The organism is Streptomyces sp. NRRL F-2580, from assembly GCF_000720115.1.
In the GTDB taxonomy this organism is placed as follows: Bacteria; Actinomycetota; Actinomycetes; order Streptomycetales; family Streptomycetaceae; genus Streptomyces.
Genome location: NZ_JOIR01000022.1, coordinates 12,489 through 35,771, shown reverse-complemented (window position 1 = coordinate 35,771; position 23,283 = coordinate 12,489). Strand labels below are relative to the sequence as shown.

General features: G+C 73.1%; 17 protein-coding genes and 1 pseudogene. 3 read left to right on the top strand and 15 right to left on the bottom strand.

What is annotated here, in order from left to right; all coding sequences use genetic code 11:
• Nucleotides 1-85: 85 nt before the first annotated feature.
• The 3 genes from IF88_RS0123605 to IF88_RS47335 form a co-directional block, all read right to left on the bottom strand.
• On the bottom strand, nt 86-2,176 hold the full coding sequence (locus tag IF88_RS0123605) for a SpoIIE family protein phosphatase (protein WP_030715942.1): 2,091 nt from the start codon (nt 2,174-2,176) through the stop codon (nt 86-88).
• Nucleotides 2,177-2,376: 200 nt separating this feature from the next.
• A complete protein-coding gene (locus tag IF88_RS40730; RefSeq protein WP_051837443.1) occupies nt 2,377-3,729 on the bottom strand; it encodes an LCP family protein in 1,353 nt (450 codons plus the stop codon).
• A gap of 211 nt (nt 3,730-3,940) precedes the next feature.
• Nucleotides 3,941-4,096 (bottom strand): DUF6131 family protein, encoded by a 156-nt coding sequence (locus tag IF88_RS47335; RefSeq protein WP_199808123.1) that lies wholly within the window; start codon nt 4,094-4,096, stop codon nt 3,941-3,943.
• Nucleotides 4,097-4,278: 182 nt separating this feature from the next.
• On the opposite strand from IF88_RS47335, the pseudogene IF88_RS40725 reads away from it, so the two are divergent.
• A pseudogene (locus IF88_RS40725) lies at nt 4,279-4,604 on the top strand (phosphotransferase); the annotation flags it as partial.
• Between the two features lie 21 nt (nt 4,605-4,625).
• On the opposite strand, the gene IF88_RS0123585 reads toward IF88_RS40725, so the two are convergent.
• From IF88_RS0123585 to IF88_RS0123570, 4 genes are all read right to left on the bottom strand, one after another.
• Nucleotides 4,626-5,303, bottom strand: a complete 678-nt coding sequence (locus tag IF88_RS0123585; protein WP_030715933.1) for a M15 family metallopeptidase — start codon at nt 5,301-5,303, stop codon at nt 4,626-4,628.
• A 169-nt stretch (nt 5,304-5,472) separates the two neighbouring features.
• Nucleotides 5,473-6,693 carry a cytochrome P450 family protein gene (locus IF88_RS0123580; RefSeq protein ID WP_037806810.1) on the bottom strand — a complete coding sequence of 407 codons (1,221 nt, stop codon included), beginning with the start codon at nt 6,691-6,693 and terminating at the stop codon, nt 5,473-5,475.
• 9 nt (nt 6,694-6,702) lie between these two features.
• Nucleotides 6,703-7,437, bottom strand: a complete 735-nt coding sequence (locus IF88_RS0123575; protein ID WP_030715926.1) for a DUF6193 family natural product biosynthesis protein — start codon at nt 7,435-7,437, stop codon at nt 6,703-6,705.
• 30 nt (nt 7,438-7,467) lie between these two features.
• Nucleotides 7,468-8,007 carry a MarR family winged helix-turn-helix transcriptional regulator gene (locus IF88_RS0123570; RefSeq protein ID WP_051837440.1) on the bottom strand — a complete coding sequence of 180 codons (540 nt, stop codon included), beginning with the start codon at nt 8,005-8,007 and terminating at the stop codon, nt 7,468-7,470.
• 185 nt (nt 8,008-8,192) lie between these two features.
• On the opposite strand from IF88_RS0123570, the gene IF88_RS0123565 reads away from it, so the two are divergent.
• Nucleotides 8,193-9,230: an alkene reductase gene (locus IF88_RS0123565; RefSeq protein ID WP_420711000.1), complete on the top strand. Its 1,038-nt coding sequence runs from the start codon at nt 8,193-8,195 to the stop codon at nt 9,228-9,230.
• 159 nt (nt 9,231-9,389) lie between these two features.
• Here the strand turns inward: IF88_RS0123565 and IF88_RS0123560 are convergent, their stop codons facing one another.
• Nucleotides 9,390-9,875 (bottom strand): lamin tail domain-containing protein, encoded by a 486-nt coding sequence (locus IF88_RS0123560; RefSeq protein WP_030715918.1) that lies wholly within the window; start codon nt 9,873-9,875, stop codon nt 9,390-9,392.
• Nucleotides 9,876-10,381: 506 nt separating this feature from the next.
• Here IF88_RS0123560 and IF88_RS0123555 point away from each other — a divergent pair.
• On the top strand, nt 10,382-10,804 hold the full coding sequence (locus IF88_RS0123555; RefSeq protein WP_030715916.1) for a subtilase-type protease inhibitor: 423 nt from the start codon (nt 10,382-10,384) through the stop codon (nt 10,802-10,804).
• Nucleotides 10,805-10,888: 84 nt separating this feature from the next.
• Here the strand turns inward: IF88_RS0123555 and IF88_RS0123550 are convergent, their stop codons facing one another.
• The 7 genes from IF88_RS0123550 to IF88_RS0123520 form a co-directional block, all read right to left on the bottom strand.
• The gene (locus IF88_RS0123550; protein ID WP_037806807.1) at nt 10,889-13,876 is read right to left on the bottom strand and encodes an SGNH hydrolase domain-containing protein; all 2,988 of its coding nucleotides are present in this window, start codon (nt 13,874-13,876) and stop codon (nt 10,889-10,891) included.
• Nucleotides 13,877-13,890: 14 nt separating this feature from the next.
• Nucleotides 13,891-15,576: a glycosyltransferase family 2 protein gene (locus IF88_RS0123545; protein ID WP_030715911.1), complete on the bottom strand. Its 1,686-nt coding sequence runs from the start codon at nt 15,574-15,576 to the stop codon at nt 13,891-13,893.
• A 184-nt stretch (nt 15,577-15,760) separates the two neighbouring features.
• Nucleotides 15,761-18,313 carry an acyl-CoA reductase gene (locus IF88_RS0123540; protein ID WP_234323667.1) on the bottom strand — a complete coding sequence of 851 codons (2,553 nt, stop codon included), beginning with the start codon at nt 18,311-18,313 and terminating at the stop codon, nt 15,761-15,763.
• The gene (locus IF88_RS0123535; RefSeq protein WP_030715899.1) at nt 18,310-19,458 is read right to left on the bottom strand and encodes an acyl-protein synthase; all 1,149 of its coding nucleotides are present in this window, start codon (nt 19,456-19,458) and stop codon (nt 18,310-18,312) included. The genes IF88_RS0123540 and IF88_RS0123535 overlap by 4 nt, the downstream gene beginning before the upstream one ends.
• 86 nt (nt 19,459-19,544) lie before the next feature.
• On the bottom strand, nt 19,545-20,690 hold the full coding sequence (locus tag IF88_RS0123530; RefSeq protein WP_030715896.1) for a GNAT family N-acetyltransferase: 1,146 nt from the start codon (nt 20,688-20,690) through the stop codon (nt 19,545-19,547).
• Nucleotides 20,687-22,000 carry an MFS transporter gene (locus IF88_RS0123525; RefSeq protein WP_078893073.1) on the bottom strand — a complete coding sequence of 438 codons (1,314 nt, stop codon included), beginning with the start codon at nt 21,998-22,000 and terminating at the stop codon, nt 20,687-20,689. Before IF88_RS0123525 ends, IF88_RS0123530 begins: the two co-directional genes overlap by 4 nt.
• Nucleotides 21,997-23,265, bottom strand: coding sequence for a phenylacetate--CoA ligase family protein (locus IF88_RS0123520; RefSeq protein ID WP_030715888.1), 1,269 nt, complete (start codon nt 23,263-23,265; stop codon nt 21,997-21,999). The genes IF88_RS0123525 and IF88_RS0123520 overlap by 4 nt, the downstream gene beginning before the upstream one ends.
• Nucleotides 23,266-23,283 lie beyond the last annotated feature (18 nt).

Below are 23,283 nucleotides of genomic sequence, written 5' to 3'. Positions count from 1 at the left end.
GGCGGTCGTGTAGCGGGAGTGCACGGGAGCGAGCGTAGGCGATGCGGGCCGTCCGGCCGCCCGGGGAACCCGGCCCGCCGGATCGTCAGGGGCGCGGGCGGTGGGGGTTCGTGCCGATGCGGGCGGCGAGGAGGGCGATGTCGTCGTCCGCGGACGCCGGTACCAGGTGGGTGATGAGGGTGTCGCAAAGGTGGTCCAGGGGCTGCTCCGGCTCGGTGAGCAGGCTGGTGAGTTCGTTGAGGCGTTCGTCGATGTCGCGGCTGCGGGCCTCGATCAGGCCGTCGGTGTAGAGGACGAGCAGGCTGCCCGGGGGCAGGGTGATGTCGGTGGTGGTGAAGGTGATGCCGCCGACGCCCAACGGGACGCCGGGCGGGGTCTTGACCAGGTACACGGTGCCGTCGGGTTCCGCCACGGCCGGTGGCGGGTGTCCGGCGCGCGTGACGGTGCAGTGGCCGGTGGCGGGGTCGCAGACCACGTAGAGGAAAGTGGCGAGCATCGGTTCGGCGAGGTCGGCGAGGGTGGCCTCCAACTGGTGCAGCAGCGCCGTCGGGGACATGTCGAGGCGCGCGAGGGCGCGTACGGTCGCGGAGAGGCGCCCCATGACCGCGGCGGCCGCGATGCCGTGGCCCATGACGTCCCCGATGAGCAGGGCGGCCCGGCCTCCCGTGAGGGGGAGGACGTCGTACCAGTCGCCGCCGACCTCGTTGACGTCGCTGGCCGCCAGGTAGCGGTGGGCGATCTCGATGCCCGGGGGAGGCGTGACGTGCTGGGGGAGCATGCTGCGCTGGAGAACGACGGCGGTCTCGTGCTCGTGGTGGTACAGGCGTGCGTTGTCGATGCTGATGGCGGCCCGGGCGGCCAGTTCGGCGGCGAGCGTGACGTCGTCGGACCCGAAGGAGGCCCCGCCGGGCCGGGCGCGGTAGAAGGTGGCGACGCCGAGGACCACGTCCCGCGCGACGAGCGGGATCATCATGAACGAGTGCACGCCCGCTTCGAGCAGTTGGGCCGGTTTGGGCGTGTGGCGGGCGGCCGTGGCGGCGACCCGTTCGTCGAGGTGGGCGATCAGGAAGGGCTGCCGGGCCGCGAGGGCCTGGGTGTACGGGGCGGCCGCGGGGAAGGTGAGCGTGCGGCCGAGCGGCGCCAGGATCTGGGTGACGGCGGAGCCGGTCAGCGGGGCCTTGCCCAGGCGCCGCAGGGCAACGCCCCCCGCGAGCCCCGGGCCCGGCTCGTTGCCGCTCGCGAGGGAGTCGAGGACGTCGACGGTGACGGCGTTGGCGAGGTGCGGGACGGCGAGGTCGGCCAGCTCCTGCGCCGTTCGCTCCAGGTCGAGGCTGCCACCGATGCGGGCGCTGGCCTCGCTCAGCAGCGCGAGCCTGCGGCGGCCCGCCTCGACCTCGGTCTGATCGCGCTGCTGCCTGGTGATGTCGAGCAGGGAGGCGATGACGCCGATCGGCCGGCCACCGGGGTCCTCCACGCGCACGTACGAGCACGACCACACGTGGTCGTGCTCCGGGTCGGCCGGGGTCCGGCCGGTGCGGCGCCGGTCGAGGACCGGTTCACCCGTGTCCAGGACCTGGCGCATCGCCTCCTCCATCTCGTCGGCGTTCACCTCGGGCAGGATCTCCGCCAGGCGCCGGCCGACGTGGGCGGATTCCGCGAGCCCGTTCATCTCCTCGAGCGCCGGGTTGACCTGCAGGAACCGCAGCTGTGTGTCGAGTACGGCGATGCCGACGGGGGAGCGGGCGAACAAGCCGTCCCACACCGCGGAGGACCCCCGGATGCGGCGGGCGGCGTGGGCGTCCGCGGCGAAGACCAGAACGGCCGAGGCGCCGTGACGCCGGTCGGGGACGGGGCAGGCCCAGATCTCCAGCTCCAGCGGATGCCCGCTGCGGTGCCAGGCGGTGACCGTACCCATCACCCCGCGCCCGGTGGCGGCCGTCTCCCACAGGGAGCGGCCCAGGCTGCGGTCGGCCCCCGGATGCAGCAGATCGGCGATGTGCCGGCCGAGCACCTGGGGCGGGGTGTAGCCGAGCAGTTCCTGCGCGCCGTGGTTCCAGCGCACGACCACCCCGTCGCTGCTGGTGGCAACCAGCGCCACCGGCAGCGCGCCCAGCCATCCCCCGGCGTCCTGGGCGGCGCCGCTGATCAGGTCCTCGAACGGCATCTCCTCATGCATCGTGTACCCGTTCCTCCGGCGAGGCCCCGGTCCCCAAGGGGTGCCTCGGACAGCGGCAGGCGCCACCGCCGCCCACGGACGCGAAGGGCGCCACGGTCAGCTCCTGCGGGCACTCGCCCGGTGCCTGCCGCGGCTGCGCTTCGTCCACACTCCTTATCGTCGCCCTGGCGGCTCCGCACCGCCCCCCGGCCGCTGCGGTCCTACGGCCGAACGGAGGTCGCGTCGGCCGCCGCGGGCGCGGGCCCGTCGGCGCAGCGGAGGCGGTCGGCGGTCACCGGGGCGCCATCGGCGATGTTGCGGTCGTAGGTGACGGTCTTGACCAGGACGGGCCGCGTGCCGACGGCGACGTCGAAGAACACGCCGTGATCCGGTCCGGGCTCCAGGCGGGAGCCGGGCAGCGCGGCCGCGAGAGTGGCCGCCTTCTCCTCCTGGCCGGCGGTGAACCGGATGACCGGGGGACCGCCGGGGCGTTCGGCCGGTGCGGACGACGAGGTGTCTACGACGGCGAACCCGTTGCGGCGCAGGGCCGCGGCGACGGCGGCGTCGTCCACGCGGACCGCGATCCCGGCGGGATCGGCCGGCGCCGGGGTCTCCGCGACGGGCTGGATGCGGGTGTCCCCGGTGATGGGGCGGTCCGCGCCCAGGGCCGCCCACAACGCGGCGGAGCGGGCCTCGTCCCACACCAGGCTGGAGCCCACCCCGGGTACGCGGTGGTCGAAGAGCCGGATGGGGACGGTCGCGAACTCGGTCCGGTCCGCCCGGAGGCGGCCGAGCGCCCACGCGATGCGGATCAGGTCGCCCGGCCCGGTCCGCGCGTCGGTGCGTACCGTCTTCAGCAGCGTGTGCACGGTCCGCGCCGTGCGCAGGGGACTGGCGAGGGCGCCCTCGAAGGTGAGGCGGGCCAGCAGGTCGTTGACCACGCGCTGCTGGCGGCGGACGCGGCCGAGGTCGCCGGGCCGGAGGTTGACGTGCCGGGCCCGGACGTAACGCAGTGTTTCGTTGCCGTTGGTGCGGTGGCGGCCGGCGCCGATGTCGAGGCCGGAGTTCTCGTCCGTGAGTGGCCGGTCCGTGCACACGGTCGCGCCGCCGAGGTTGTCGATCGTCCGCTCGAAGCCCCGGAAATCGGTCTCCAGGTAGTGGTCGACGTGGAGGCCGGTGGCCTTCTCGACGGTGGCCACCGTGAGACCCCCGCCGCCGAGGGCGTACGCGCCGTTGATCTTGCCGCTGCGGGCGGTGGTGGTGTCGCCGGCGTATTCGACGTAGGAGTCGCGCGGGATGGAGACCACGCTCGCCCGCTGCCGGTTCCCGGAGAGGTGCACGAGCATCATGACGTCCGTGCAGTTGCACGCCTTGCCGCCCACGTGGAGCCGGTTCTTCTCGGCGGCGGAGAGACCGGCGCGGCTGTCGATGCCGACGATCAGGATGTTCGTACCCCGGCTTCCGCTGCCCGCGGGACCGCTCCCGGAGACGGCCGCCGAGACGGCCTGGGGGCCCAGGAGGGAGCCGCAGGAAAGGGCGGTCAGCAGCGCGAGAGCAACAGTGAGACGACGCATGCACATCCCCGAAATAGGACGAACCGGCTCAAACTGCGACTCTATGTGGCCTCCGCTCGCCCGACGGGCCTGTACGCGCCGCTTTCACCCCTGCGGCGGGACGTTCCTGCGACGGCGGGACGTTCCTGCGACGAGGCGCCGGCCGGCGGCACGCGTTCACGTGCCGTCGGCCGGCGCTACGGATCAACGGATGACGGTCGGGCTCGAAGCCCTACCAGTAGTGGCGCCTTCCGCCGACCTCGTGCCCGACGGCCCCGAGGATCCACAGCACGGCACCGATGACGAGCAGGATGATGCCGATCGTCCAGAGGATCGAGATGCCGAGCAGCCACCCGACGATCAGGAGGATGATTCCGAGCACGATCATGAGGGTCTCCCATCTCCCTTGCCGCCTCTTGCCCGTGCCGGGCGCGCGATGCGTGCACGACGGCGGGTCCTACCGGAACGCGGCGCACAAGGCGTCTCACCGATTTCCACCAGCGCAAACATGCTGTGGTTCGGGTGTTCGCCGAGCAGGAAATCCGGTGGTGGGGGCCGTCCCCGGCAGGCCACGGACTGGCCGACGCGTGGCTGGAGCAGATCTTCGACTTCCTGGCCTCCGTCCCGTTCCCGCGCGCACCCCGGCGCGCCCTGCTGCACACCGAGGTGATGCGGCAGCACCTCCTGGTGGACCCCGGCGGCTGGCGGCTGACCGGAATCTTCGACTTCGAGCCGGCCATGATCGGCCACCGGGCGTACGACTTCGTCGGCGCCGAACTGCTCGCCTACGCGCTGCTGCACGTGTACAGCAACCTGTCCTGGTACCTGCGGGAACTGGGTGCGCCGTCGGACGCGAGGCTGACTGCCTCGCCGACCACTGGTTCGGCCGGGACTGACAGCGCACCGGCGCCTCCCGCTCACTCGCCGTTGGCGGAGAAGTGCTGGTAGTCCCGGTTGGACCAGCGGCCGCCCCAGCGCCAGCCGACCTCGCGGAACGCCGCCGTAACGGCATCGCCCGGGTGGATCTGGCCCGGGCGGGTCAGGGACCGCCGTAGATGAGGACGTGCCTGCGGCGGGTGGACGACGCCGTGGATGTCGACGTACGGGTTCTCGGCGGGGTTGATGTCCACCGCGTCGCCCCAGGCGTGCTGCGACAGGCGCCGGGGGTCGCCGGTGACCGGGCGACAGTTGAAGGCGGACGTGTTGTCGTCGGCCATGGCCTCGGAGTCGTCGCGGTACTCGGCCATCACCCGCATCCGGCGGATCGGGAAGTGCGCGTCGAAGGCCCGTTGGAAGACGCGGAGGACGGGGCGGACGGCGTTCTCGTGGACGACCATCTCGCCCGCGTGGGTCCGGCCGTCGAAACCCCAGTGGTTCATCCGGATCAGTCTCAGCCGCTCGGGCGGGACCGGGCAGCCTTCGCGGTAGGAGGCGCCCAGCTTCTCCGCCGGTACGGCCGTGACCCGTGCGGCGAGCCGGGCCGGAGGCTCGGCCGGCCGGGCCTGGAGGCGCGGCGCACCGGCTTGGGTGGAGCAGGCCAGCGCGGCCACGCACAAGGTGGCCGTCACGGCCGCGGCCGCGGTGGTGTGGCGCACGGGTCACACGTTACGGCGATCGCCGCAGGCGGGCATGCCGGGCGTGGCGGTCGGGCGGCGCACGGATTCCGGCCGCCCGGGCCACACCCGACTGCCCGGGCCACCCGACTGCCCGGGCCACACCCGGTCGCCCCGGCCCCGGCTGCCCCACCGACCGCCCGAGCCGCGGTCAGGGGAGGGTGGTGACCGGCAGCTCCTGCAGGGCGCGGAATCGGAAGGTGCTGTGCCAGCGGAGCGGGTCCGCAGGCCGGGCGAGCCTGAGGTGGGGGAGCCGTTCGACGAGCGCGCCGAGGGCCAGGGTGAGCTGGAGCCGGGCCAGCGGAGCTCCGAGGCAGTAGTGCATGCCGTGGCCGAGGGCGAGGTGGGCCTTGTCGGCGCGGTCGAGGTCGAACCGGTCGGGGTCCGGGTAGCGGGCCGGGTCCCGGTGTGCGGACGCCAGGCCGAACAGGACGGTGCCCCCGGCCGGTATCCGTACGCCGCCGATCTCGACGGCTTCGGTGGGGAAGCGGCGGATCGCGGTCTGGTTGGGGCTGGTGTACCGCAGGATTTCCTCGACCGCGTCCGCCACGCGCGCGGGCCGGGCCCGCAGCTCGGCCAGCTGCTCCGGGTGCTCGATGAGCGTGAGCGCGCCGGCGCTGATGACGTGCTGGACGTTCTCGCCGGCGGCCCCGAGGATCAGGAAGGCGAGCGAGACGAGTTCGTCCTCGGTGAGCCGGTCCTCGTCGTCGCGCGCCGAGATCAGGCTCGACAGCATGTCTTCACCGGGGGCGGCGCGCCGCAGGGTTACGAGGTCGACGAGGAACCGGTGGATGTCACCGATGGCCTGGACGAGACCCTCGCGGGAGCGCGGGCTGAGCATCGTCGCGACCCAGCCGGAGAAGCGCTCCTGGTCGGCGGCCGGGATGTCGAGCAGGGCGGCGATGACCCGTACCGGCAGCGGCTTGGCGAATCCGGCGACCAGATCGGCCTCGCCGCTGCTCGCGATCTCCGCGGTGAGCTGCGCGACCAGCCCGTCGACGGCTGCCCCGACGCCGGCGCGGAGCGATTCGACGTGCCGGGGGGTGAACCCCTGCGCGACCAGCCGGCGAAGGCGCAGGTGGTCGTCCGGGTCGATGTTCAGCAGATTGCGGTCGAGCGCGGGCGGGAGCGAGAAGCCGCTGAATCCCGTCGATGAATGCCTCTTGTTGACCGAGAGGCGCTGGTCGGACAGTCCCGCGCGCACGTCCGCCTCGTGGGTCACCAGCCACACCGGCGAACCGTCGGGCAGTGCCACCCTGTGCACCGACCCTTCGGCGCGCAGGCCCGCGTAGACCGCGTGGGGGTCGCGCGAGAACGACTCTCCGAACGGCTGGGGCAGGGTGACGTCTTGTGAGGTCGGGGTCCGGGTCATGCGCATTCCCTACGTGCTGAGTGGCCGGTCGTCGCCGGGCAGGTGGTCGAGGATGAGGGCGATGGTTTCGGTCGTGCCCGTGGTGTCGTGCAGCAGCCCCTCGGGTGTCCGCACGCGATAGCGGCCGTTCCCGCTCGCCCGGACCATCGGAAGGTCGGCGCAGAGGGGAGCGGCGGCGCGACGGCTGAAGCGGAGCCAGTCGTGGCTGGTGCGCGGGGACAGGGCCCGCAGGCGCGGTTCGGTGAACGCGGCTTCGACGAGCTCGTACAGCGAGGCGTACGGCGGGGCGGCAGCCGACGTACGCAGCTGTCGCCACCTGACGGAGACCGCGTCGCCGGGCTCATCGGCCCCGGAAGGCTCCCCGGATCCGAGGAAGGGCCACTGGGTGACGAGGCCGGACGCACCCTGCCCCCGCAGCCAGGAGTACGTCGCGCCGACGGCCTCGGACAGGTCCGTGGTGCTGCCATGGGCCATGCGGGCGCCGTCGTCGCGGCAGTTGACGGAGAAACTCCGTCGGCCGAGGGTCATCGAGACGATCACGGACCGGTCTCCGCTCCGGGCGCGCGCGACGACGTGCCGCCAGCCCGGCGGTGGCATCAGTCCGATCGTGAGTCCGAGACCCGCACGGTCCGCCGCCGCCTGCAGCGCGTGCCGCAGGGATCCGGCCCGGACGATCTCGGGGTAGAACTCCGCGTACGCGCGCAGCGGTTCCTCCGGCTCTGCTTCGGTGAGTTCCTCGGGCATGGGCCGAGTCTGCCACCGCCGGGAAAGGTGCTAGCAGGCGCCCGGCCCCTTGTACGTCGCCTCGCACTCGGCGGCGCTCCGGGTGAGCTCCGTGCACAGGGAGGCCTCCACCTTGCCCAGCAGGCGGGCCAGTTCGGTACGTTCGGCGTCCTCCAGACCCTCCAGGGTCTGGTGTTCCAGCTCGCCCCACGCCCTGCGGACCTCGACCAGGAGCCCGCAACTGGCGTCCGTCGCCTCGACGAGGGAGGCGCGCCGGTCCGACGGGTCGGGGCGGCGCCGTACGTGGCCGGACTGTTCGAGGCGCTGGAGCATCTTGGTCACGGTGGACGGGTCGAGGCCGACCGCCTTGATCAGTTCGGACTGGCGCACGGCCCCGCTGTCCCACAGGTGCATCATCAGGAACTCCTGCCCCGGATGCAGCCCCAGGTCGCGCAGAGCGCGGCCGGCCGCGATCCGGTGGAGGCGGGCGACCCGGCTGATCGCATGGCTCACCGGCCCGTCCAGCACGGCGCTGGGCACCGCCGGGCACTGCGAGGCGGTGCGCGGTTCCTGAGCGGTCTCCGCGGCCATGGCGGCGCTCCTCCCGGGTCGGGTGCGGCAGGTCCTGATGGTGGTCCCGAGGGTGGATCCTACCCTCCCTCCAGATTTTACCTTGGCCGACCAAGTAATGAGGTACGCTCCATCCCGAAGCCAATCCTTGGCCGACCAATTATCTCTGTGAGGCGAATATGACCAGCGCGTTCGAACCGGTTCGCATCGCCGGCTCCACCCTCTCCAACCGGATCGCCCTGGCGCCGATGACCCGCAGCCGCGCGGCCGAGGGCGGCATCGCGACCGCCCTCGTCGCCGAGTACTACACCCAGCGCGCCTCGGCCGGTCTGATCATCAGCGAGGGGATCCAGCCCTCCGTCGTCGGCCAGGGCTACCCCTTCACCCCCGGCCTGCACAGCACCGAGCAGGTCGCGGCGTGGCGCGAGGTCACCGACTCCGTGCACGCGGCCGGCGGCCGGATCTTCGCCCAGCTGATGCACTCCGGACGGATCGGTCACCCGTCGCTGCTGCCCGACGGTCTGGTCCCGGTGGCTCCCTCGGCGGTCGCCGCCCAGGGGCAGCTGTTCACCGGCGAGGGCATGAAGGACTTCGTGACCCCGCAGGAGCTGACCGGAGCCGAGGTGCGCGCGACCGTCGCCGACTACGCCGAGGCCGCCCGCAACGCGGTGGAGGCCGGCTTCGACGGGGTGGAGCTGCACGGGGCCAACGGCTACCTGATCCACCAGTTCCTGGCCCCCGGCACGAACCGGCGCACCGACGAGTGGGGCGGCCCGGCCGAGAACCGCATCCGCTTCGCGGTGGAGGTGGTCAAGGCGGTCGCCGCCGCGATCGGCGCCGAGCGGACGGCTCTGCGCATCTCGCCCGGGAACACGTACAACGACATCACCGAGCCGGACCCGCAGCCCGTCTACGAGGCGCTGGTCAAGGAGATCGACGGGCTCGGCCTGGCCTACCTGCACGTCCTGGAGCACGCCCCCGAGGCCCGTGCGACCACCCTCGCCCTGCGCAAGCAGTTCTCCGGGCTCCTCGTGCTGAACCCGGCGACCGAGGGCCCCACCGACCACCGGGCCCTCACCCTGATCGAGGACGGCACCGCCGACGTCCTGGCCTTCGGCGCCCTCTTCCTGGCCAACCCCGACCTGCCGGACCGCCTGCGCACCGAGGGTCCGTACAACACCCCTGACCCGACCACCTTCTTCGGGGGCGACGCCCGCGGGTACACGGACTACCCGACCCGCTAGGAGCCCCTGACGAGCCCATGAGCCCATGTGCGTGTCAGGCCCGTCGTGTTCGTCGTGCGGTGGGATATGGGTGCGGCGTGCCGCGGCGGGTTCGCCGTGGCACGCCGTTCACGTGTGCCGGCAGTTCACGGTTCGCCGTGGTGTGGCTGCCGGTGGGGGTCAGCGGCGGGGCTGGTGGTGCCCGCGGCCGCCCCAGGACTCGGTGTCCAGGACGTTGCCGCGGTTGTCGCGCAGGGTGGCGGTGTCACGCTCGTTCCAGATCTGGTGGCGGCGGTCCTGGTAGACGTCGCGGCGGGTGTCGCGACCCTGCCCGGTGTGCACCTTGACGCTGGAGCGGCCGTCCAGACGGAAGTTGTCGCGGAAGCGGTAGCGGTTGCCCTGCTGGTCGGTGAGGGTGAAGCCGCGCAGGTTGACGGCGCCCCGGCCGGTGTTCTTCACCTCGACCCATTCCCGGTTCAGCGCGCGGTTGGAGCGGTCGTTGCGGGCGGGGCTGTCGTACTGGACGTCGCCGATGACGATCGAGGAATGCGCGTTCCGGTCGCGCCGGTGGTCGTCGGCCGCGGCCGGCAGGGCCGCGGCGCCGACCAGGGCGACGGCGGCCAGCGCCGCCGAGAGGGCGCGGCGGGTGGCGAGAGAAGCAGACATGAAGATGACCCCTTCAACAGTCGGCCCGGACCTGCGTGGTACGAGCCGGTCGGGCTCCGTGCGGTTCCCGGCGTCCTGCCGAGGAGCCATACTTTGGCCCCCGTGCACCACGAATCACCGCAATTAAGGCTCGTGTTGCTCAATTCGGATATATCTACGACTCTCCCGTGTAATCGACCAGGGTGGGAGCCGTGTCGGCGCGGTGAGGGTGTGTATCCGGTCAAGCTGCATGGCCGTTCGGTGAACCGCGCGCGGCCGACGGCAGGTCAGCGGGGGCAAGGATGCACGTCGTGACCGGCGCCGCCCGTGTTCGTGTCCGGCCGAGGCGTCGACGCGCCCCCTCTGAGCTGCCCGAACGACCATTCGGTCGCGCGTATGCGCATGCTCTGTCCGTAAATCGGTCATCGATATGCGGCGCGCTCACATGTCGGACAGTCTGGGCTTCATCGGGACGCGATCGAAAGGAAATATCGCGTTCAACCTTCGAATCGAAAGTGAGTCTCGTCGTGCGTCACCGCATCGCAGCTGCCTCGGCCGCTGCAGTCCTCAGCCTGATCGGAGCCACCGGTATCGCGGCGGCTCAGCCCGCCAGCCTGTACGCCCCGTCCGCCATGGTGTTCACCATCGCGCAGGGCGACGACGACGCGTCCACCGTCGTCCGGGCAACCACCCTCAGCTGCGCGCCGACCGCCCTGGGCACCCACCCCGACCCGCGCTCCGCCTGCGCGGCCCTCGACTCCACCGGCGGGTCGCTCGACCACCTGCTCGCCTCCCCGGCCCCGGACCGGGCGTGCCCGATGCACTACGCCCCGGTCACCGTGACGGCGGACGGCGTGTGGCAGGGCAGCCGCGTCACCTGGAAGCACACCTTCTCCAACAGCTGCGTCATGAACGCGACCCTCAACGGCAACGCCGTCTTCGCGTTCTGACCCTCCGCCGCAGCGGCTCCGCCGCGCGCCCCCGGTGCCCCGCCCGCCGACCAGCGGGCGGGGCACCGGCACGCGCCGGGCCGCCTAGGCGGTCCTCTCCCGGGCCGACACCGTGACGTGGTCGACGCGCATCGCGTGGCCCGGTTCGGTGGCCGGCCCGACGGCCCTGCCGTCGGCGAGCGGGAGGCTGCCCCCGACGGCCACGTTGAGGATCAGGAACAGCCCGTGGTCCACGGCCCGCTGCCACGTCCCGGCGTCCATCCGGGCGGCCGCCACCCGGTGGTACACACGGCCGTCCAGATACCAGCGCACCTCCTCCGCGCCGGGAGCGAGATCGACCTCGACGGCGTACGCGTGGAAGTCCGTCCGGCAGCCGGAGCACGACTGCGGCCCGGAGCCCAGCCCCACCGGCTCCTCGCACGGGCCGCCTTCGAGGACCCCGCAGTGCATCGTGCCGAAGACGGTGTCCCGCCCGTTCACGGACTCCATGACATCGAGCTCACCGACCCCCGGCCAGCCCGTGTAGCCGTCGCGCAGCGGTGCCCCCAGGGTCCAGAACGCCGGCCAGTACCCCGCCGCCTTCTCGCCGGTCACCTCCGGCAGGGCGATCGACGCCTCGATCCGCAGGATCCCGCCGGGCGGGGGCGCGAAGTCGGAGCGGCGCGTCTCGATCCGCCCCGAACTCCACTCCCCGTCCTTCCGGGTGGGCACGATCTCCAGCGCGCCCCTCCCGTCGAGACGGACGTTGTCGGTCGAGTCCGTCATGGTCTCGACCTCGCCCGTGCCCCACTGCGGAGCCGGGCAGCCCGGATAACAGGTGCCGAGGTCGTGGACCCAGTGGGCGGCCGACGGGGGACTGCCTGCCGGGCCGTCGAAGTCGTCCCGCAGCAGCTGCCTCCACCCGTCCGCACCGGCCGGCCCCGCGGCCGGAGTGGTCAGGGCCCCGACGTCCGTGAGCAGCCGCTCCAGCCGGTTGGTCAGGACGACGGCCGCCACATTGGTCAGGTGCGCGTCGTCCCGGTAGAGCAGGATCCGGTCGAGCACGGCCGGGCAGGTCGGCCCGTCCCCCGGGCACAGGACCGGGTTCACGCTGACGCTCCGTACGCCGGGCAGCACACCGGACGCGATCCGCGCCGCCAGCGGATCGGGACGCAGGGCCTCCGCCCGCCTGAACGCGCAGGCGCCCGCCGACTCGGGACGACCCGAGACGCACGCCGGTACGTCCGTACCGGGTACGGGGGTGTCCTCGACGTAGACGAGGGGCGCCCCCAGCGCCCTGAGCTGCCGCAGCGTCTTCTCCCAGCCCTCGGCCAGGAGCCCCGCGTCGGTGGTGTAGCGGTTGAGGGAGGCGATCACGATGAGCCGCGGCTTCGGCTGCCGCCTCAGCCTCTCCAGGGTGCCGGCCCGCCAGGTGTCGCATTCCCGGTAGGCGCGGCCGAGCTGGGGGCTGTCCACCGCCAGCTCCGGCAGCGGGCAGCCCTGCTTCACCAGCTCCTGCAACGCCCAGCCCCGGCCGGCGGCCAGCGCCAGCATCGGGGAGAACCACTGCCCGGCGTGCGAGTCGCCGAGCAGCACGATCCGGTCTGGGCTGTCCACCGCGCCGAACAGACAGTCCGGGCTGCGGGTTTCGGCCGGGGCGACCTCGCAGGCCCCGTCCGGCGGGAAGTCCGCGCGCGCCTGGACGGGGCTCGGCACCACCGGACCGCTCGCGAGCGGGGTACCGGCCGTCCGGGCGAGCAGCGTGGGACCCGAGGCGGCGCCCGGCGGCAGCCCCTTCGGGTCCACCGGGGCGGCCGGGCCCAGCAGGTGCAGGGCCGTGGTCCCCACCACCAGGGCGAGGACGACCGGCAGCGCGATGGCCGTGACGCCCACCGACAGGCCGCGGCGGGGGAGTTCGGAGACCGTACGGCTGCGGCGCAGCGGCTGCTCGACCCAGCGCAGGGTGGCGAGCGCAGGCAGTACGGCCGCCAGCGTCAGCGCGGTCTTCGCGGGCCAGCCGAGCGGACCGGTCCGGGCCTCGGCGAGCACGAGCACCGGCCAGTGCCACAGGTACAGGTTGTAGGAGAGCCGCCCGACGGCCCGGGGCGCCCGCCCCGCCAGCAGCCGTGCGACCTCGTAGACGCCCGGGGCGTTCCGCTCGCCCCGGCCCGGGATCGCGGCCAGGATCACGGCGACGGTGGCCAGGGTCGGCACGAGCGCCGCGTAACCGGGGTAGGGGGTCGCGGCGTCGTACGACACCACGCACCAGCCGATCGCCGCGGCCCCGGCCCAGCCGCACAGCAACCGCAGCGGTCGCGGCCCGCGCATCAGGTGCCAGGGCAGCAGGGCGAGCAGCGCACCGACCCCGAACTGCCAGACGCGCGAGGGCGTTCCGAGGTACGCGAGGGACACGGAGTGACGCGTCCAGTACAGGGCCAGGGCGAACGACGCGAGGGTCAGCGGCGCGGCGATCAGCACCACGACGTAGCGAACGGCCCGGCCCCGGCGGACCGCCCGGGCCGCGCAGAGCACGAGCACCGCCAGCAGCGGGGCCCAGAACAGGTAGAACTGCTCCTCGACGGCGAGGGACCAGAAGTGGAGCAGCGGGCTCTGGTCGTGCCCGGCGGCGAGGTAGTCGGTCCGCTGCGACACGAACCGCCAGTTGGCGACGGACAGCGCCGCCGCGACGACGTCGTGCTCCACGTCGGTGCGGCGCAGCGGTACGGTCAGCCATGCGCCGGCCACCGCCACCGCGCCGAGCACCACGGCGGCCGAGGGCAGCAGCCGTCGGGCCCGCCGGGAGAAGAAGTCCCCGAGCCGGATCCGGCCGGTCGTGATCGCCTCGCGGACCAGCAGGCCGGTGATCAGGTAGCCCGAGATCACGAAGAAGACGTCCACGCCGACGAAACCGCCGGTCGCCCACGGAACCCCGGCGTGGAAGGCGAGGACCGCGAGGACGGCGACCGCGCGCAGCCCTTCGATGTCGGGCCGGAAGGCGGACCGGTGCGGGCTGGGCCCGGACTCGGCGCCGGAACCTGATCCGGACGGCGGCGCGGCGGGGCCCCGCCGGCCGGGTGTGAGGAGGAAGGACATGGTGACGGCGCCTTTCAGCTCAGCCAGGGAAGCATCGGGTCGACCCACCCCGAGGCCAGCAGACCGGTGAGCAGGAGCACTGCGGAGGCGGCGACGGTCTCGGGCCAGCGGCGGGGCAACATACCGGTGCGGGGGCGCAGGGCGGCCCGTACGCGGGCGCGCAGCGGTCCGGCGGCCGGGTACAGCTCGGCCAGCAGGTCCCGGATCAGCGGGACGTTGATCTGGCACTGCACCAGGAGGTAGAGGAGCAGCCCCCAGTTGGGCTCCCAGCCGTTGTGGGACACGGCCAGCGCGAGTCCCGCGGCGGCCGCGCCGTTGGAGAGGACGAGCCAGACCAGCGAGACGGCCACCACCCGCCGGGCCATGCCGCCAGGAGCCGCCGCACTCCGCGTGCCGGTGGGCACCCAGGCGGCGCTGCGACCCCGCAGCGTGTGCAGGAACGCCGTCGCGGCGGCCACGCTCGTCAGGACGTTCGCCCGGATCACCTCGACCCGCCAGCGGGTCCGGCTGATCCGCGGCAGCAGCACGTGCCAGAGCCACAGCGGGGCGAGCAGCGGCAGCACGTGCCAGGGCCGGATGTGGTCCGGGTACCAGAACATCATCACCAGCGGCGGCAACGGCGCCGCGAAGGTGTTCACCGCCGTGGTCAGGTAGCCGACGATCCCCTCGTAGAAGCACAGCCGCATCCGCCAGGGGGCGCGCATCCGCCCCAGTACGGGCGTGCCGAGCAGGTGGAGGTTGCCCATCGCCCACCGGTACTGCTGGTTGACGAAGGAGGTGACGTGGTCGGGCGAGGTGCCCTTGGCGACCAGCACCGGTACGTACAGGGTGCGGAACCCCTGCTCGTGGAGGGCGAGTCCGGTGTAGAGGTCCTCGCTGTGGTCGAGCCGGGCGAAACCGCCGGCGAGATCGATCGCGCTGCGCCGGTAGACGGCGTTGCTGCCGCAGCAGATGGCGGCGTCGCTCGCGTCCCGGGACGGCTGGATCCACCGGAAGAACCACTCCTGGGCGGAGCCGGCGGCGCGCTGGATCCAGCCCATGGTCTCGTCGGTGTCGAAGCACTGCGGGCTCTGCACGATGCCGACGGCGGGGTCGGCCAGGTACGGGACGAGGTGGCGCAGGAAGTCCGGCCTGGGCGCGAAGTCCGCGTCGAGGATCGCGATGAACTCGGCGCCGCTCAGGGTGAGCGCGTGGTTGAGGTTGCCGGCCTTCTTCAGGTGCCCGCGGTCGGGGCGCACCACGTACGCGTAGCCGTACGAGGCGGCCAGCGCGGCGACTTCGGGCCGGTCGGCGTCGTCCAGGACCCAGACGTTCAGCGCGTCGCCCGGCCAGTCGACGGCCGCCACCGCGCGGTAGGCGTTGTCCAGGACGGGGAGCGGCTCGCCGCAGGTCGGCAGATACAGATCGACGCCGGGCAGGGCGGCGGGCCGCCAGGCGTGGACGAGCACCTCGTGCGACTGCCGGGTGAGCCGGCGCTGGCGCAGGCTGTTGACGGAAGAGAGCGCCAGGGCCACGACGTTGAGGCCGAGGACGGCTAGGAAGGCCCACAGGGCGGGTGTGCGCAGGGCGAAGGTGAACATGGTCGCCGCCGTGAACACGAAGGCGAGCGAGGTGGCGATCAGGACCCAGCGGCGTTGCGGTCCGAAGTACCAGTAGAGCTCTTCGTCGGACGGTGGTTGCGGAAGATGAGGAAAGGTCATAAAGCCCCCCACGGCTGTGCATGTGCGTGTTTCAGGTGACCCAGCCTAGTGTTAAAGGTATAGACCACTGTCACGGGGGAATGAACAGTCCTGGAACTCAAGGCTGTTGCCGCCCAGCACCGTCGGCCCCGGTCGCGGACCGGGGCCGACGGCAGGCGTGGCGGACAGGCCGCCCGAACGGGGCCTAGTGGCGCGCGTCCACCACCGCGAGGAGCTTGCCGCTGGTCGGGCTCCGGTCCAGCGACGCGCCGTCCACCGCCTCGACCACCAGGTCCAGCAGCCGCTCCGTCACCGCCGAGCGGAGCTCCGGGTAACCGGCCAGGAACACCTCCCGCAGCCGGTCCGGGTCCGTCGCCCCGGCCCGCTCCACCCGTACGGTCAGCAGCTCGCGCGCGTCCGCGGCGTCGAGCCGGATCTGCAACTCGCCCCGGTGCCCGCCCTGTTCCTCCGCCAGGTCCAGGAAGCGGCGGTGGTTGAGGAAGTGCGTCGCCACCCGCATCACGTCACCGGTGCGCCCCCGCAGCTCGAAGCGGGGCGCGTGCCGGCCGCACGGGCAGCGGCCCGGCACCTCCCGGCCGAGGTCGCCGATCACGTACCGGCCCAGGTGCTGGCCGCGCCGGGCGTGCGTGGTGAAGACCAGCCGGCCCGTCTCGCCAGGGCCCACCGGCCGGTCCTCGGCCAGCTCCAGGATCTCCATCGTGTGGAGGTCGGCGTGCAGGTGGTGGACACCGCCGGAGCTCTCGGTGCACTGGTAGCCCAGCGGCCCGAGGTCGGTGCTGCCGTAGGTGATGGAGCGGACGGTCTCGATCCCGAACGTCTCCTTCAGCGTGCGCTGTTGCTCCTCGGTGAAGTGCTCGCCGCCGTAGAAGACCTTGCGCAGGCCGCCGTACGCGCGCAGCGCGTCCGCTTCCGCGTGCAGCAGCTGCCACAGGTAGGAGGGCATCCCGAAGAGGGTGTCGGCCCCGAGGTCGATCAGGGCCTGCGCCGTCGCCCGGTGGTCCGGCCCCGCGGACAACGGCAGTTGCACTCCGCCGAGCCGCTCCAGGACGGAGAAGAAGCTGATGAAACTGCCGTACATGGCGCCGCAGTAGAAGAGGTTGGCGGTGCGGTCCCCCACCGGGTCGTAGCCGGCGGCGAGCAGGCCCCGGGCGGCGGCGTGCATCTGGATGTCGTAGTCGTCGTAACTGAAGATCGACAGCGCGGGCGCACCGGTGCTGCCGCCGCTGCGGAAGTACAGCTCGGCATCGGCCCGCGCCACCCGCGAGCCCGGTTCCCGCACGTCCTCCTTGCCCAGCAGCGGGCCCGCCGGCCGCGGCAGGACGACGGGCCGGGCCAGGTCGTCCAGGCAGGCGGTGGTGGCGAAGCGGACCGGGTCGGCCTGGACCGCGACGCGGCGGCTGTAGCGCTGCAGGGCGTAGACGCCGTCGTGCGGCTCGCCCGCGTAGCTGTCCAGCATGGAGCCGACCGGCGTGACACGGGTGACGCCCGCCGCCAGGGCGGTGCGGGAGAGCTCGGCGATGTCGGCCGGGCTGCCCGCGAGGCCCGCGGTCTGCAGGTAGCGGCGCATCGGGCGCAGGGTGGCGATCAGCCGCTTGCGGGGCAGCGGCTTGACCCACACGCTGCGGTGCAGCGGCGAGGCGGTGAGCGGGGAGCGGGTGTCGGCCATGACCCGCCACGAACCGTCGGGCGCGGCGAACACCCTTGTCAGGCCCAGGTGTTCCTCCAGCCGCGCCATCAGCTCGGTGGTGGTCAGCTCGGCCTCCTCGGCGGGATCCGGCCCGCCCGCCGAGGCGGCGGTCACGGCCGGCGGCCGGGCCGCGAGCACCGCGGCGAAGCGCTCGGCGAACGCGAACACCTCACCCTCGTCCTCGGTGTCGAGGTAGACCACCTGGGGGCTGGAACACGCCTGCTGCTCGTGCAGGCACACGTCGTCCGCGAGGGCGTCGAGCGTCCCGGCGTCCGACCAGGCGTCGCCCGTCAGGTACGCGAAGGAGATCCGGTGCCCCCACTCCACCAGCCGGCAGCCGGCCGGCACATGGGCGGCCACCCCCTCGACGGCGCCCTCCCCGCCCCATACGGCGACGGCGTCCGCGGGCGCGCACATCAGGCGCAGCCACTCCTGCCGGGACGACGGGAAGCGCAGCACGACGATCCGCGCGGCCAGCGCACCGCTCGGGTCCAGGGCCGCGAGCTCGGCCATCAGGTGCTGGGTGAGGAGGGTGTCGGCGCTGCTGGTCTTCAGCACGTTGACGTTCCCGGCGAGCAGGCCCTCGACGATGCTCAGCGGCGCGACCGTCGAGGCGTTGCCCGGGGCGATGTGCGCGACCAGGCCGACGGGCGCCCAGGCCTCGTAGACCGTCTCGCGCGGATCGGCCCGGTTCAGCCGGCCGGGAGCCGCGCTGCCGAGCTCCCGGCGCAGCTTGCGGGTCAGCTCCCGCCGGCCGAGGAGGACACCCAGCTCGGCCAGGACGGCCGGGTCCTCACCTTCGGGCAGGTGCGGGGCGAGCCGGGCGTGTACCGGGTGGGCGGGGTCGCACAGGGCGCCGGAGAGCGCGTCGCAGGCGGCCAGCACCGTCTCGGTCTCCAACCCCTCGGCCAGCGCGGCCTCCACGACGGCCGGCAGACCGGCGAGGCGGCGCCCGGCCTCCTCGTCGCCGACGAAGGCGCCCTGCCAGTAGTGGTGCGCGGCGCCGTCGCCGTGCTGCTCGTACGCGGCCTTGGTCTGCGTCACGGTCACGCCATGCCCTTCATCAGTTCGGCTGCGGCCACCGCGCAGCTGCGGTTGCGGCTCACCCCGGCACGGCCGTGCACGGTGAACCAGGGGGTCTTCAGCTCGCACCCGCAGGCGTCACCCGGCCGGAGGGAGGCGAGGTCGCCCATGAGCACGCTCTGCGCCGGCACCGAGGTGATGTACGGCGACACGAGGTGCAGATAGCCGGGCTCCCCGTACGGCAGCGGTTCGAGCGTGCGCGTGGACCGGATCGTCACCCGGGACCAGACGGGGGCGTGCAGCCGGTGGTGGTCGCACTCGATGTACGGGATGCAGTGCTCCACCGACCCGAAGGTGTCCCGGATCCGCTCACCCGGGATGCCCAGCTGCTCGGTGACGCGGGCGTACAGCTCCTCCTTGCCGATGCGCCGGTCGGCGTGCCCCTTCCACCCGCCGCCGAGGACGACGAGGGAGCCCTCGGGCAGGCGCAGCGGAGGCAGCCCCATGGCCCGCATCCGTTCCAGCGTGAAGAAGAGGAAGGCCGGGAAGCCGAGGATGCGGACCGGGGCGTCCTCGCGCTCGAAGCGGCGCAGCGCGGCGATGCAGCCGAAGGGGTCGAACTCGTGGTCGCCGCCGGTGTTGCGCAGTGCGTACGCGACGCTGCGGGCCGGGGCGAAGTCGCACAGGTAGTTGTCGGTGAAGGCGGTCCCCAGGTTCAGCGACGGGGCCGGCTCGTAGCTGTAGAGGAGGTAGTTGACCTCCTGCTCGGGGGTGATCCAGCCGTTGCGCTCGAAGATCCGGGCGACCATGCGCTGGGCCGAGCGGATCGTCCACTGGTCGAAGAACATCTGCGACTTCTGGCCCGTGGTGCCGGAGGAGGTCAGGTGCAGCTCGACGTCCTCGCGCGGGATGGAGAGCACCTCGTGGCGCTTGAAGAAGTTCGCGTGGACGAGCGGCGTGCGGTACGGCTCGGCCGGGGGAGTGGCCTCGTACAGGGAGCGGAAGAACGGGGAGCGCTCGGTGTGCCAGGCGTTGGCCTCCGCCATGGCGGCGGCGAACAGTTCGTCCTCGGCGGGACCGAAGGCGTACGGATCGGTCAGGTCGCACAGCCGCTGTACGTGGGGCAGCAGGGCCGGGTCGGGTACGGAGACCGGTGCGAGATGGGGGTTCAGGTGGTGCGTGGCGTCCACCGGATTCGTGGGATTCACGGGATCCACCGGATTCGTGGGATTCACGGGATCCGTCGGATTTGTGGGATTCATGAGGCGACCTCGGATGATGTGGGCAGATGGGTCGACGCCCAGGCCGACGTGTAGCAGTCCAGATAGGGCTGGAGGGGCGGTTCGACGGCGACGCCGCGGAAGTCGATCCGCTCGCTGGAACGGGACAGCACGGCGTAGTCGTGGAAGCCGGCGCCGTCCGCGCGCATCGCCGGGTAGAGGGCCCCGGCGACGAACCCCTGGGCGAGGAAGGCGGAGAGTGCCTCCCGGTGCGCGAGCGGCACCAGGGCCTCGACGTAGCCGGCACCCGCACGGGCGAGGGCCCGGGTGACGGGTTCGAGGTACGCGGCCGCGGCGGCCGGATCGGGGTGGGCGGTCAGCAGGGAGGCGTACCCGCCGGCGCGGTTGAGGTAGGCGTACACCTCGAAGCGGCCGTCTTCCGGGGTGAGCAGCACGTTGGGGGTGTGCAGCGGGTAGAACCAGCCCTGGGCGCAGGGGAACCGCTCGCGGAAGCGGCGGCGGACGAAGGCCGGCGCCTCGATCATCTCCAGTTGTTCGGCGGCCCCGTGCGGCGCGGGTGCCGGGAGGGGGCTGGGCTCCGCGCGGACCCCGGGGTAGCGGATACCGAGGGCGGCCTCGGCGGTGCGCAGCAAGGGCAGCAGCGGGGCGGGCACTTCGGTGACGGGGATCCGGCGGTCGAGCACACCCGCGGAGTGACGCGCGTAGAGTGCGAGGCTTTCGCGGCTGCGGAGATCCACCGCGTTGGGCAGGATGCCCAGCGGGCGGAAGCCGTTGCGCGCGACAACGCGCTGTGGACCGGAACTGACGGTGCGTACGGTCGCGTACACCGAGTCCAGCCGCCCCGTGTCCAGCATCCCGGCGCACAGCGCCTCGGTCAGGGTGGCGGCCAGGCCCGCCGAGCGGTGCTCGGGGTGGACGGCGATGCCCTCCAGGCGGCCGATGCGGCTGCCCGGCTCACCGCGGACGGCGGCGGACGACGTCAGGGCCCCGCTGCCGGCGCAGCGGCCGACGAGCCACAGCGAGTACGGGTCCTCGATGAGCCGGGCCATCTCGGCCGGGTCGGTGCCGAGGGCCACGGGGTAGTGCGGCCCGTAGACGGCGTAGTAGAGCTGGCGCAGTTCGGCGATGTCCGCGCAGGTGGCCGGGGTGATGACGGGGTTCACCGGGTGCCTCCGAGGACTTCCGGCGTCGCCGAAGGCTCGGGTTCGGGCGCACGGGACCCCAGCAGGGCCAGCGCGCAGGCCGCGGGCAGCAGGCCGACGCCCTGCACCAGGCACAGGGTCTGCGGGGAGAACAGGTCGCCCGCGGAGCCGAACACCAGGGACGCCACCGGCAGGGAGGCGCCCAGTACGGCCTGCATTACGGCGAAGAAGCCGGGCTTGTCGGCGGTGGGCACCAGCCGCTGGAACAGGGCCACGAAGCGGACGCTGACGGCCCCGGCGCACCAGCCGGCCGCGGCGAGGCAGCCCGCGATGACCAAGCGGTGGGCGAACAGGCCGGGCAGCGCCAGCGCGAGGGCCATCAGGCCCAGGGACCAGGCGCCTGCGACGGTGGGCCGCCCGGGCACGCGGGTACCCGTGAAGGCGCCGACGAGGGCGCCCGCGCCCAGCGAGGCCTCCAGCAGGGCGACCGTGCCGCCACCGCCGTGCAGGACCGAGCGGGTGTAGAGGGGGATGACGACGAACACGGCGGCGGTGAAGAGGTTCGCCGCGGTGAAGCAGACCAGGATCCGCCGCACATAGGGCAGTTCGCCGAGGATGCGGCGCAACGGGCGCCGCGCCGGCGGTTCGTCCGAGGAGGGCGCGGACGACGCCGGGCTGCGGAAACGGGCGCTCGCGACCAGGACGGCGGCGCCGGCGTAAGCGGCCGCGCAGCCCGCGGCGAGTCCGGCCACCCCGGCCCGGTCGACCGTCAGGGCGCCGAGCAGCGCTCCGCCGAGGCCGGCCAGGGACTGCGTGGAGAGCTCGAAACCGGTCGCCGTCTCGATGTCGGCGTCGTCGACGAGTTCGGGCACCGAAGTGGTCAGGCAGGGGTCGAAGAACGCCTGGCAGGTGGCGAGGGCGAGAGCGGCGGCGTACACCCCGGCGAGCGGCGGTCCGCCGCCCTGCGCCCATACCGCGAGGACGCCCGCGGTGGCCGCGGCCAGTCCGGCGGCGGTCCGCAGCACCGAACGGTGGGCGAATCCGGCCACCGTCCGGGCCACCACGGGAGCGAGCACCACGGCGGGCAGCGTGCAGAGGGCCATGAACAGCCCGGAGGCCAGGCCGCGGGCGTCGCGGACGGCGTAGGCGACGATCCACCAGGACACGCCGACCTGGAACATGCGGACGGCGGCCTGGGTGAGGACCTGGCCGAGCCAGACGGCGCCGAAGGCGCGGTTGCGCAGGATCAGCGGCCCGCGTCGGCCTCCGGCCTCGACCTCGCGCGCGGCCTCCTCGGTCACGGGTGTGGCGGTCACGGGTGTGGCGGTCATGCGGTCGGCCTCTCGTCGAGGACCCGGACGAGCTTGCCCGAGCGCGGGTTGACGGCGAGGTCGCGGTGGCGCGCCCACTCCACGGAGAGCGGGTGCACGAACCCGGCGCGCACACTGTCCGGATACAGCGGCCGTACGGTCTCCAGCTCCGTGACGACGGCCCCGGCCAGTTCCTCCCGGCCGTGGTCGGGGTCGCCGGGAGCCGTCGCCAAGCGCAGGACGAGCCCGTCGCGGCCATCCCAGCGGCGGACGACGAGCTGCGTGCCGACCACCCGCCCGTCGGTGTCCGCCGCGCTCACGGCGTCCTGGGCGTCCTGGGTGTAGAGGGAGACGGGACCGACCCGTACGCCCTCCTCCGCGCGGCCGAGGATCCGGAAGTGCCCGGGCCCCGTGCCGGTCCACTCGGCCCGGTCACCGGCGGGGTACCGGATGATCGGCATCAGGCGGCGGAAAAGGCTGGTCACGACGACGCGGCCGGGCCGCCCGGGTTCGGTGACGGGCTCATCGGTGGAGTCGTCGAGGATCTCAACGACCGAATACGGGGTGAAGGCCCGGTGCACGCGGGCGTCGGCGCCGGGCACGGGGCAGCCGAGGAGGCCGGCGTCGACGCTGGCGTATCCGACGGAACGGGCCTCGGCGCGGGGGAACGCGGTGGCCAGCAGGCGCCGTTGGTCGTCGAAGAGCGCCTCGCCGCCGAAGAGCAGCAGCTCGACGGAGTCGAGGCGGACACCGGACGAGACGGCCTGCTCGGCGAGCCGGCACAGGGTGGTGGGCGTGCCGGTCAGTACCTGGGCGGCGAGATCGCGCAGCGTGGGGATCGTCGTCTCCAGCGGCGCGCCGCCGCCGATGGGCAGGCGGACGTTGTCCACGGGCGCGTGGGCGAGTGAGTCCAGGACGAAGAGGAAGCTGGCGTACAGCTCCCCCGCGTAGAAGAGGTCGGCGACGCGGTGTCCCGGGCGCAGACCCGTGTCCACCAGTCCCTGGCCGAAGGCGGTGACGAAGGTGCGCCACTCGTCGCGGGTGTAGACGGAGAACTTGGGGGAACCGGTGGTGCCGCCGGTCTTGTAGACCGTTGCCTCGCTGAGCGGGCCGGTCAACACGCGGCTGTCGTGGAGGCCGTTGGCCGCCCAGAACTCCTGCTGGTCGACCACCGGCAGGTCGGTGAGGCGGTCGGCATGCGGCGGCAGGGACGCGTAAAGGTCACGGTAGAAGGGCGAGTTGTGACGGGCGAAACGTATGAGGTCCGAGAGTTGCTGAGCGGACATGGGCCTTTGCCTTGGTGA

Bases quoted from the DNA above. Each gene is read 5' to 3' on its own strand.
- IF88_RS0123575 (WP_030715926.1), bottom strand. From the start codon at position 7,437: ATGCCCGAGGAACTCACCGAAGCAGAGCCGGAGGAACCGCTGCGCGCG.
- IF88_RS47335 (WP_199808123.1), bottom strand. From the start codon at position 4,096: ATGATCGTGCTCGGAATCATCCTCCTGATCGTCGGGTGGCTGCTCGGC.
- IF88_RS0123570 (WP_051837440.1), bottom strand. From the start codon at position 8,007: ATGGCCGCGGAGACCGCTCAGGAACCGCGCACCGCCTCGCAGTGCCCG.
- IF88_RS0123550 (WP_037806807.1), bottom strand. From the start codon at position 13,876: ATGTCCTTCCTCCTCACACCCGGCCGGCGGGGCCCCGCCGCGCCGCCG.
- IF88_RS0123545 (WP_030715911.1), bottom strand. From the start codon at position 15,576: ATGACCTTTCCTCATCTTCCGCAACCACCGTCCGACGAAGAGCTCTAC.
- IF88_RS0123605 (WP_030715942.1), bottom strand. From the start codon at position 2,176: ATGCATGAGGAGATGCCGTTCGAGGACCTGATCAGCGGCGCCGCCCAG.
- IF88_RS40730 (WP_051837443.1), bottom strand. From the start codon at position 3,729: ATGCGTCGTCTCACTGTTGCTCTCGCGCTGCTGACCGCCCTTTCCTGC.
- IF88_RS0123520 (WP_030715888.1), bottom strand. From the start codon at position 23,265: ATGTCCGCTCAGCAACTCTCGGACCTCATACGTTTCGCCCGTCACAAC.
- IF88_RS0123580 (WP_037806810.1), bottom strand. From the start codon at position 6,693: ATGACCCGGACCCCGACCTCACAAGACGTCACCCTGCCCCAGCCGTTC.
- IF88_RS0123560 (WP_030715918.1), bottom strand. From the start codon at position 9,875: ATGTCTGCTTCTCTCGCCACCCGCCGCGCCCTCTCGGCGGCGCTGGCC.
- IF88_RS0123525 (WP_078893073.1), bottom strand. From the start codon at position 22,000: ATGACCGCCACACCCGTGACCGCCACACCCGTGACCGAGGAGGCCGCG.